The organism is Microcystis sp. LE18-22.4A (genome assembly GCF_027531105.1).
GTDB lineage: Bacteria > Cyanobacteriota > Cyanobacteriia > Cyanobacteriales > Microcystaceae > Microcystis > Microcystis aeruginosa.
Genome location: NZ_JAPZRB010000117.1, coordinates 1 through 10,725, shown reverse-complemented (window position 1 = coordinate 10,725; position 10,725 = coordinate 1). Strand labels below are relative to the sequence as shown.

Sequence of the window (10,725 nt, the reverse complement as noted above, 5' to 3'; positions counted from 1 at the left end):
GAGAATGACCGGGGGAACTCTGAAATTTTCGGCTTAGTTGCCGGCAGCTTGCCGCCAACTCACTCCTCTAGATAAGTATTTTGACTCACGCCCCTTCCTCTTTTGAGACGTTGTGACACTTAGGGTGCGGAATGTGGGCTTTTGTTTAATGGATCGTCAGGTAGTAGATCTATTAAATTCTCTCCCAGAAAGAAATCGTTATATTCGTGGGTTGCGCGCTTGGATTGGCTTTCCACAAACTGCGGTTAAATTTGAGCGGGATGCGCGCTTTGCTGGGGAAGTAAAATATACCTTTAGCAAATCATTATCTTTAGCTATTAATAGCCTAGTATCTTTTTCCCGTGTCCCCTTACGTTTTGCCACCTATCTAGGATTATTTTCTGCCCTGATATCTTTGATTATGGCTCTGTTAGTATTATATTGGCGTTTACAGCAACCCGACTCACCGATCACGGGTTTTGCCACGATTATGATCGCTATATTTTTTCTGGGTTCTGTGCAGCTAATTAGCATCGGAATACTAGGAGAATATATCGGCAGAATTTACGAGGAAGTTAAAGGCAGACCCACCTACACAATTGCTGAGTTAGCTGGCTTACAAAATTCTTGATTATTGTCAGTAGGAATCGCTAATTTTTTGCTGTTTTGCCCATCTAGATAAAACTTGATCCTCCCTAGCGATCGCTACTCATGCGGCCTTGGCGGAGAGTTTTTGGGTCTTGGAGAATCTCTGGACAATAACGATCGAGCATTCTTGGCCAGCGACGGACAGGCTCACAATCCCCGGTGACAGAGACAAGACGACCAAAAACGGAATTTTTTAGCCCAGTTTCACAGAGACGAAATTTCGCCTCTGTTAGCCAGACTGATAGCTGATTGGAATCGCTAATAATTTTCTTGCGGATTTGTGGCACCAGGATTTTCTTGGTAGGAAAAGCTGCTACCAAACTCGAATTCCCGTCCGTAGGCTTCCTCTCCGTGTTCAGGAACATCTAACCCTTCTGCTTCCGTATTCGGTTTAACCCGCAGCTCCATAAATAAACCGAGAACTTTCAGGATGACAAAAGTACCCACGGCAGCAAAGATATAAGTAGCGGCAACGCCAACAAATTGCGTCCACAGTAATCCCAGACTCCCATCATTTCCGGCTGGATTAACCGCTTTTGTGGCAAAAAGCCCCGTAAGCAGCGCCCCTATTGTCCCGCCGACACCATGGACGGGATAGGTATCCAAAGAATCATCAAAGCGCAATTTTGCCCGCAGACTAACCGCAAAAAAACAGGTAAGGGCAGTGATCGAACCAATGAGAATCGCCCCAATCGGCAGTACATAGCCGGCAGCCGGAGTAATACCGACTAATCCCCCTAAAAATCCACTAGCAATGCCGATCGCCGTCGGTTTACCCCGTAAAATCCATTCTATAAGCATCCATGTCAAACCACCACCTGAAGCTGCGATCGTAGTGTTAACAAAAGCTGTGGCTGCCAGGGAACTGGAGGAAAGCGCACTACCCCCATTAAAACCAAACCAACCGAACCAGAGTAAACCGATACCCAGAAGAACAAACGGCACATTATGGGGTGCATAGGCTTGGACACCAAAACTACGCCGCGGACCGATCACCCAAGCGGCCACCAGTGCGGAAATCCCAGAACTAATGTGAACAACGGTTCCACCGGCGAAATCCAGCGCCCCAGTGGCTGCCAACCAACCCTTACCCCAAACCCAGTGAGCTAGGGGAGAATAGATAAAGGTGGACCAAAGCAGTAAAAACCAAAAATAGGCTTTAAAGTTGACCCGTTCCACGATCGCACCCGAAATTAAAGCCGGGGTGATGATCGCAAACATCATCTGATAGACCATAAACACTTGATGGGGAACGGTGGGTGCATAACCGATATCGTCAGGTGCGGCGGCGGTGACACCGTTGAGAAAAATCCAATCCAGTCCCCCGATAAAAGCTTCAATTCCCTCGCCAAAACCACTTTTACCCGGGGTGACATCGAAAGCGAGACTATAACCCCAAAGCACCCAAGTTACACCGATGACGCCCATGGCCACCAAACTCATCATCATGGTGTTGAGGACGTTACGCGAACGCACTAAACCCCCATAAAAAAAAGCCAGTCCGGGGGTCATTAATAAAACTAAAGCCGAGGAGATCAGCATCCAAGCTGTATCTCCAGCACTAATCGGATTGGGGGGAGCGGCGGCGACGGTTTCCGCAAAAACCGGGGCAACTCCGAAATTGAATCCCAGTCCCAGCAAAAGCATGGTTATTCCTACGATCTTTTTCATTGTCGGTTGGTGGTTAGTAGCAAGATTAATTTTTTCTGTCCGGAAAGAGACAAAAACCGAAAGAGAAAAGGTTTAGAAGGCAATTATAGCCACCGATCGCATCGGGGCGAGGCCTTCTTCCTTTTCTCTTTAACTTTGTCGGGGATAAGTTAATCTATCTTTACAAGGTTTAACCTAACGAGTGCTAGGCGTTTCCATGTCAACACTGGAAGCATAATAGCCACTGGCAACGATATCGGACTCCTTGACGAAACCGCTATAGGCTTCCATTCCGTGTTCACCCACATCCAGACCTTCCAATTCTTCTTCGGGAGTAACACGAATACCGAGGGTAGCCTTGAGGATTGTCCAAACAATACCACTAACAATCACGGTAAATGCCCCTACTGCCACAATCCCGATAATTTGGTTAATAAACAGTTGGAATTGACCGGTGATTAAACCCGCATCTTTGTTGAAGATACCGACGGCTAAAGTTCCAAACACACCACAGACGAGGTGAACGGAAGTTGCACCCACCGGGTCATCAATTTTCAGGTTATCGAAGAAAGCCACCGAGTAAACCACGACTACACCGGCAATTAAACCGATGATTGCCGCCGACCAATAGGATACACCATCACAACCGGCAGTAACGGCTACTAAACCGGCCAGAATACCGTTAATAATCATCGAAAGGTCGGGTTTACCATCTTTCGCCCAAGCGGTAAAGGTAGCGGCAATGCCACCCGCGGCCCCGGCGAGGTTAGTGGTGACAGCGATATAGGGTACAGTTTCATTAACCGCTAAAGCAGAACCGGGGTTAAAACCGAACCAGCCAATCCAGAGAATTAAACAACCCAGGGTCGCGATACTCATGTTATGGCCAGGTAAGGCACTGGTGCGACCGTTGATGTATTTACCCATTCTCGGCCCGAGAATTGCCGCCCCGGTTAAAGCAGACCAACCACCCACCGAGTGGACCACCGTCGAACCGGCGAAGTCTTTAAAACCAAGGTCAGCTAACCAACCGCCACCCCAAACCCAGTGACCGGTGATCGGGTACATGATACCGACGATAATTAAGCTAAAAACGAGGAAATCGACGAATTTAATCCGTTCTGCCACGGCCCCAGATACAATGGTTGCCGCCGTTCCCGCGAAAGCGACTTGGAACAGGAAGAACACCGAAGTGGGCAAATATTTCGGCATGGCGTAGGTGGCAGGATCGCTACTGCTAAGGAACCAACCTCCTGTACCGAAAAATTCGTTACTGACAGACCCGAACATCAGGGAGAAACCGATCGCCCAAAATGATATGGTGGAGAGGGCGAAAACGATCAGGTTTTTGGCCAGAACGTTAACGGCGTTTTTCTGGCGACAGAATCCCGTTTCTAGCATCGCAAAACCCGCGTTCATAAAGATCACGAGGATGGCGGCAATTAAAACCCAGATTGTATTGAGGGCGTTTTGGACATCTTCGGGGGTTAGGGGTTTCGCATCTTGGGCCTGTACGGCCGTGTTCCAAACCACAAAAATAATCGCAGACAAGGGAACACAGGCTAACCAGACAGGGTTAATTTTCGGTAACAAACCGGCAAGTTCCCCGGATTTTCGAGCAATTCGTTTCATCGTTAATTCGTTTACTTTGTTGAGTTAGTAGGTCGATTCATTACTATTGAAAATAATTAGCGAGCAATTATGTCCGTTCAACCGCTAAATCCTAGGAACAGGGGTCAATCATTTCAGAAGACCAAACACCTAGGGATTTATCTTGATGTGTGAGTAGTCAATGTTTTTCGATCTTTGTTTTTTTGATCTGAGATTTCTGTATTCGTTGATACATTTCATTTTAAAATAATAAGTAGTTGGACAAAAGTAAAGTTAACTGTGGGGTAAGGAGTCAGTATTCTCCGAGTCAGTATTCTCCGAGTCAGTATTCAGGAGATTATTTTTATTTATTCTCCCCACACCCTAGGGTCGTTTCATTCTCTCAAATGTCATTCTCTCAAATCCTTATCTGGCAACGTTTTTAGTCGATTTATCGGAATAAATATCTGAAAATTTTTCAAAACGTCGTGCTTTGCTTACCTCATAAGCGATTAAAGGTAGCAAAAAAAAGAATTAGATTCGGAGAATGAATCAGCCCTACCCCACACCCCATCACCCCATCACCCCATCACCCCTGTCTCCCAATTCATAATTTATAATTTATAATTCCCACTGATTACTGATCACTGATCACTGAAAAGTCTCCCCTCATTTGGAGAAATAAACCATGACCCAGGCAACAGAATTCGATCGCACAATGATGCAAAGATGTCTAACCCTTGCTAGGCAAGCCTTGGGGCGGACTTCTCCTAATCCCTTGGTCGGTTCTGTGATCGTTCAAGAGGGTATAATTATCGGTGAAGGTTTTCACCCAGGGGCCGGACAACCCCATGCAGAAGTTTTCGCCCTGAGACAGGCAGCAGAAAAAGCTCGTGGTGCCACTTTATACGTCAATCTTGAACCCTGTAACCACTATGGACGTACTCCACCCTGTAGCGAGGCAATTATGCGAGCGGGCATTAAAAAAGTGGTGGTGGGGATGATCGATCCTAATCCCTTGGTGGCGGGGAAAGGCATTCAAAGATTAGAATCGGCAGGTATCGAGACGCTGGTGGGAGTGGAGGAGTCAGAATGTCTTCAACTCAATCAGGGTTTTATCCATCGCATCACCGCTAAAAAACCCTTCGGTATCCTCAAATATGCCATGACTCTCGATGGCAAAATTGCCGCCACTAGCGGTCATAGCACTTGGATTACTAGCCCCGCTTCTCGCCAAATAGTCCATCAACTGCGATCGGCCTGTGATGCGATTATCGTCGGCGGTAGCACTGTCCGTCAAGATAATCCCCACCTAACCACTCACGGCCTCTCCGATCATAATCCCCTGCGCGTGGTCATGACTCGATCGCTCGATTTACCCTCCTCCGCCCATCTTTGGGATACCAGTCAATTTCCCACGCTTGTTTATACACAAATTGATGCTAATGTCAAGCTTCAGCAACAATTATTAACAAAAGGCGTGGAAGTGATCGAACTAACCGAGGTGACACCCACTTTAGTGATGGAAAATCTTTATCAGAGGGGATTTTGTCAGGTTTTGTGGGAGTGCGGCGGCGGTTTAAGTGCAGCGGCGATCGCTGAGGGCATGGTACAAAAAATTATCGCTTTTATCGCGCCAAAAATCATCGGGGGAATCCAAGCACCTACTGCCGTGGGTGATTTAGGTTTCCAGTTAATGAGCCAAGCTTTACAGTTAGAAAATGTCACGGTTAATTATCTCAATCCCGATATTTTGATCGAGGGATATCTGCAAAGTGAACAGTAGAGCTACTGCAATTCCCCCTCAATCAGCAAATCTCAACCAACCGCTTGCAAAAGTCACAAAGTCATCAATAACCCCGATAATCTGGCAATTAACCCCGATTTTTGCGAGCGAGTTCTAGAAATCGCCCCGCTGCCGTTAAATGCCTTTATCGGTACGGTTATCCCCCTAGAAGAAGTTGGGCAATCGCTCTGTGATCAATGGTGCCATTATCGAGCAAAATAAAAAAGTTAGAATAGTCAAACCCTTAGTGATTGAACGTATGACGGTACTCGAAAAAGGTAATATCACGATTCATACCGAGAATATCTTCCCTATTATCAAAAAATCTCTCTACACTGACCATGAAATTTTTCTACGGGAATTGATATCTAATAGTGTTGATGCCATCTCGAAATTAAAAATGGCTTCTTTAGCAGGAGAAGCAAGAGGAGAAGTCCCCGAACCAGAAATTAATCTCGCCATCGATAAAGAAAATCGTACCCTATCAATTACCGATAATGGCATCGGGATGACGGGGGAAGAAATCAAGAAATATATTAACCAAGTTGCCTTTTCCAGTGCGGAAGAATTTATCAATAAATACCAAAAATCAGCCAACGATTTAATCGGTCATTTTGGCCTAGGTTTCTATTCGGCTTTTATGGTGGCTAAAAAGGTAGAGATTGATACTCTTTCCTATCAAGAAGGTGCTACCCCTGTCCATTGGTCTTGTGATGGTTCTCCAGAGTTTGAATTAACCGATTCTTCCCGCAGCCAAATCGGCACGACTATTACCCTAACTTTGATGGATGAGGAAGGGGAATATTTAGAACCTGCCCGCATTCGCCAGTTAGTCAAAACCTACTCAGATTTTATGCTCGTTCCCATTAAAATTGATGGGGAAGTGATTAATCAACAACGGGCTTTATGGAAAGAATCTCCTCAAAATCTGACTAAAGAAGACTACCTAGAATTCTATCGTTATCTCTATCCTTTCCAAGAAGAACCTTTACTCTGGGTACATCTGAATACCGATTATCCCTTCTTGCTCAATGGCATTCTTTATTTTCCCAAACTCAGACCGGATGTAGATGTCTCAAAAGGACAATTAAAGTTATTCTGTAATCAGGTTTTTGTCAGCGATCATTGCGAGGAGATTATTCCCGATTTCCTGATCCCCTTGCGAGGAGTTATCGATAGTCCAGATATTCCTTTAAATGTGTCTCGAAGTGCTTTAACCAAAGATCGCACCGTTCGCCGTATTGCCGATTTTATTGCCAAAAAAATTGCTGATCGCCTCAAATCTCTCTACAACGAAGACGCAAAAGAATATATTCGTTGTTGGGGAGATGTGGGAACCTTTATTAAATTTGGTTCCTTGAAAGAGGATAAATTTAAACAGCAGGTAGAAGATATTTTAATCTATCGGACTACCTACAAACCCCCAGAAACCCCGGTACAAGTGGCAGTGCAAACCGCCGAAGGTGACGCATGGCAAGAAGCGACGGCGAAAACTCCCCTAGAAGCGATCGAACAGGAAGGTTATACTACTCTCAAAGCCTACCTAGAACGCCATAAAGAACGCCACGAAAATCGAGTTTTTTACTGTACCGATCCTCGTAGCCAATCCACCTACGTTGAACTCTACAAAAATCAAGGTTTAGAAATCCTCTTCTTTGATTCTTTCATCGATACTAATTACTTTATTCCTTTCCTAGAAAGAGAATACTCCGATGTAAAATTCACCCGGGTTGATTCTGAATTAGACTCGACGCTGCTCGAACAGGATCAAGCTAGTGAAATTATCGATCCCGCCAGTAATAAAACCCGGGCTGAATTGATCAAAGAAATCTTCGCCAAAGCTCTCGATAATTCCCGCATCAATATCAAAACTGAAGCCTTGAAATCCGATGATCCCCAAGCTACTCCCCCGGCAATTGTCTTACTTCCAGAAGCGATGCGACGCTTACAGGAAATGACGGCAATGATGCAACAAAAAGCCATGGCTTTCCCCGAAGAACATATTCTGATGATTAATACTAATCATCCCCTAATTCAACAGATTGTCCAGATTAGTCAGGGAAGTATTGTTACCGGTAGCGGCGAATCTCCATCGGCGCAATTAGCGAAAATGCTCTGTCAGCACGTTTATGATTTAGCCTTAATCGCTCAAAAAGGATTTGATGCCGAGGGAATGCAAGCTTTTGTGGAACGTTCCAATCGCGTTCTGACTAAGCTAACCGAAAAGATTTAATCTATTGCCAAACTTTAGCTGTTTCGATATGCTGAGAGTGTGTTAATTCACACTCTATTTTTTTAACCTGATCAATATGATTTAGCGATAAGCTATCTTGCCGCCGTCAGCCTTGAATCAGTTATCAGTTATCAGTTATCAGTTATCAGATGTAAGTTTTCAGTTCACTTATACTGTTTACTGTTTACTGTTTACTGTTTACTGATAAGTAGGGAGGCACAATTATTTGTAGTGGACTGTTTCAACTAAAATAGGGCAATAGATTTCGGCTTAAAATCTTAGATTATAGAATTTATAGCATTTTTCTAATACACCAAATTAGCTGAAACAATCCAGTAGGATGGGTTAGCGGTAGCGTAACATGAGCGGGCGTTGGGTTTCATGCTTCAACCCAACCTACGTTATGTTTACTGATAACTGTTTACTGTTTACTGATAACTGAAAAATGCGCTTACCCACCCTCAAATATGAGCGAGGAACCTTAATTCTCCATCCACCACCAAAGGGGAAAAAATGGCTAGATTTTGCCACTTGGGATGATCGTATTGAAAGATTTCGCATTTTGGCCATTCATTATCGTCCTCTCGTGGAAACTCTACAGGAGGAGGGCATTAACTTCCAAGATGAAGCAAAAGCTTTCAACAATTTAGAATTAATTGCCAGTTTTGAACGGGAACCCTACCCCCACCAAACGGAAGCGTTAATCGCTTGGAAAAAATCCCAGAGAAGGGGTGTCATTGTCCTTCCCACCGCTGCCGGCAAAACCTATCTTGCCCAATTAGCTCTACAATCGACTCCCCGCAGTACCTTAATTATCGTGCCGACTATTGATTTAATGCACCAATGGTATGCCCAGATGTTGGCGGCTTTTCCCGATGCCGAGGTGGGATTATTAGGGGGAGGTTCTAAGGATAATAGTGCTATTTTAATCGCCACCTATCAAAGTGCGGCAATTTATTCAGAAACTCTTGGCAATCGTTACGCTTTTTTGATTTTTGATGAATGTCATCATTTACCATCGGATTTCTTTCGGAAAATAGCGGAAGATTCGATCGCACCCTATCGTTTAGGCTTAACAGCAACACCGGATCGTGGTGATGGTAGTCATCAAGATTTAGATTATCTTATTGGTGCAATTGTTTATCAAAAAAGTCCCCAAGACTTGTCAGGAAAAGCCCTAGCCGATCATGAAATAATTCAAATTAAAGTGAAACTATCTGCCAAAGAACAGGAAAAATATCAAGAAGCAATTAAAATTCGCAATGATTTTTTAAGAAAAAATAATCTCAGTTTGTCCGGTTTAGATGGTTGGCAAAATTTTGTCATGATTAGTGCCAGAAGTAGCGAAGGGCGCCGGGCCATGTTAGCGCACCGGGAGTCGAAGGAAATATCCTCCGGAACCCAGGGAAAATTGCGGGTTTTGGCCGAGTTAATCTGTGAACACCATCCGGAACCAATTTTGATTTTTACCAACGATAATGCCACAGTTTACCGCATTTCCGAGAGCTTTTTAATACCTGCCATAACCCATCAAACTCCCGTGAAAGAACGCCATGAAATCCTGACCCGTTTTCGTCAGGGAGAATACAAAATTCTGGTGACTTCCCATGTTCTCAATGAAGGGGTTGATGTGCCGGAAGCGCGCATCGCGATTATTTTATCGGGAACCGGTTCCACCAGGGAATATATTCAGCGTTTAGGACGGGTGTTAAGAAAAGGCCAACAAGAGGATAAACGGGCGATTTTGTATGAAGTGATAGCCGAAAATACCACGGAGGAAAAAACCTCCCAACGACGACGGGGAGAGCAGAAAAATAAAACTAGCTATAAAACCGGTAATCGACAATTGGAATTATTGCCTTCTCCTCCAAAAAAATCTTTTTCTTTCCCGAAAGCTGCCGAATCTTCTACTCCTTGGGTAAGTTCTCCAGAGTCAGAGGAAGAATAAAAAATTTCTCTGGGGGATTTTCATCTATAATAAAGGTAAGTAGGTAGGTGTTAAAAGTTGTCAGATACCCCCCTTATCAAGGGGGGCAGGGGGGATCCCCCCGCCTATCGGCACCCCCCTTATCAAGGGGGGCAGGGGGGATCAGAGGCAAAATCTATCTTCAATTTAATTATAACTACTTACTTAAAAAATCTAGATTGATACCCCTATGACCGAACTTGCCCAACAAAAATGTCAACCTTATCAATCGGGTTCTTCTCCTATCACTGCCGAGGAAATTACCGCTTTACAGGCTAAAATTCCCGATTGGAATCTCTTAGAATACGAGGGTATTCCCCGTCTGCAAAAACTCTATAAATTTGCCAATTTTCAAGGGGCAATCGCCTTTACTAATGCCGTGGGAGAAGCGGCGGAAAAAGAAGGCCATCACCCCGCTTTATTGACAGAATGGGGCAAAGTAACCGTTTCTTGGTGGACCCATGACGTGGGCGGATTACATCAAAATGATTTCATCATGGCTGCCCGTACCGATGATATTTATCGAAAATTTGGGTCTAAAACCCCGTCCTTTAGCGTAGCGGAGGACGGCTTGACATTTCTAGCTAAATAGTTTACCATGGTAAATATAGTCTGGTAAACAAGATGTTAAAAGCGTTTAAGTACAGAATCTATCCGACCAGTGAGCAATCAGTTTTGCTCGCCAAATCGTTTGGCTGTGCTAGATGGTTTTACAATTACGCTCTCAACTTAACATCCGAAACTTACAAGCAAACTGGAAAAGGATTAAGCAGAGACGAAATAATTAAGCTGCTGCCTTCCTTAAAAAAAGAGCATGAGTGGTTAAGCGAAGTACCATCGCAGGTATTACAACAAGCTGCTTTAAATCTTTCT

General features: G+C 44.5%; 8 protein-coding genes and 1 pseudogene. 6 read left to right on the top strand and 3 right to left on the bottom strand.

The genetic code is table 11. The features are described 5' to 3' along the window. Positions 1-139: 139 nt before the first annotated feature. A pseudogene (locus O9295_RS04990) lies at positions 140-610 on the top strand (glycosyltransferase); the annotation flags it as partial. Between the two features lie 64 nt (positions 611-674). Here the strand turns inward: O9295_RS04990 and O9295_RS04985 are convergent. The 3 genes from O9295_RS04985 to O9295_RS04975 all read right to left on the bottom strand — a co-directional run bounded on the left by O9295_RS04985 (position 675) and on the right by O9295_RS04975 (position 3,909). Further along, complete coding sequence (locus O9295_RS04985) at positions 675-914, bottom strand: hypothetical protein (RefSeq protein WP_288032144.1); 240 nt, start codon at positions 912-914, stop codon at positions 675-677. Then, positions 886-2,298, bottom strand: coding sequence for an ammonium transporter (locus O9295_RS04980; protein ID WP_043999360.1), 1,413 nt, complete (start codon positions 2,296-2,298; stop codon positions 886-888). The genes O9295_RS04985 and O9295_RS04980 overlap by 29 nt, the downstream gene beginning before the upstream one ends. A gap of 174 nt (positions 2,299-2,472) precedes the next feature. Next, positions 2,473-3,909 (bottom strand): ammonium transporter, encoded by a 1,437-nt coding sequence (locus O9295_RS04975; RefSeq protein WP_002762178.1) that lies wholly within the window; start codon positions 3,907-3,909, stop codon positions 2,473-2,475. A gap of 646 nt (positions 3,910-4,555) precedes the next feature. On the opposite strand from O9295_RS04975, the gene ribD reads away from it, so the two are divergent. The 5 genes from ribD to O9295_RS04950 all read left to right on the top strand — a co-directional run. Beyond that, positions 4,556-5,653, top strand: a complete 1,098-nt coding sequence (gene ribD, locus O9295_RS04970) for a bifunctional diaminohydroxyphosphoribosylaminopyrimidine deaminase/5-amino-6-(5-phosphoribosylamino)uracil reductase RibD (RefSeq protein WP_288032141.1) — start codon at positions 4,556-4,558, stop codon at positions 5,651-5,653. 259 nt (positions 5,654-5,912) lie between these two features. Beyond that, the gene (gene htpG, locus O9295_RS04965; protein ID WP_288032147.1) at positions 5,913-7,886 is read left to right on the top strand and encodes a molecular chaperone HtpG; all 1,974 of its coding nucleotides are present in this window, start codon (positions 5,913-5,915) and stop codon (positions 7,884-7,886) included. 445 nt (positions 7,887-8,331) lie between these two features. Then, positions 8,332-9,834 carry a DEAD/DEAH box helicase gene (locus tag O9295_RS04960; protein ID WP_002797158.1) on the top strand — a complete coding sequence of 501 codons (1,503 nt, stop codon included), beginning with the start codon at positions 8,332-8,334 and terminating at the stop codon, positions 9,832-9,834. A gap of 208 nt (positions 9,835-10,042) precedes the next feature. Beyond that, entirely contained in the window at positions 10,043-10,444 is a 402-nt protein-coding gene (locus tag O9295_RS04955; RefSeq protein ID WP_002801753.1) for a 4a-hydroxytetrahydrobiopterin dehydratase, read from the top strand. A gap of 32 nt (positions 10,445-10,476) precedes the next feature. Beyond that, positions 10,477-10,725, top strand: a 249-nt coding sequence (locus tag O9295_RS04950) for a helix-turn-helix domain-containing protein (protein WP_288032137.1), incomplete at its 3' end; no start/stop codon positions are given.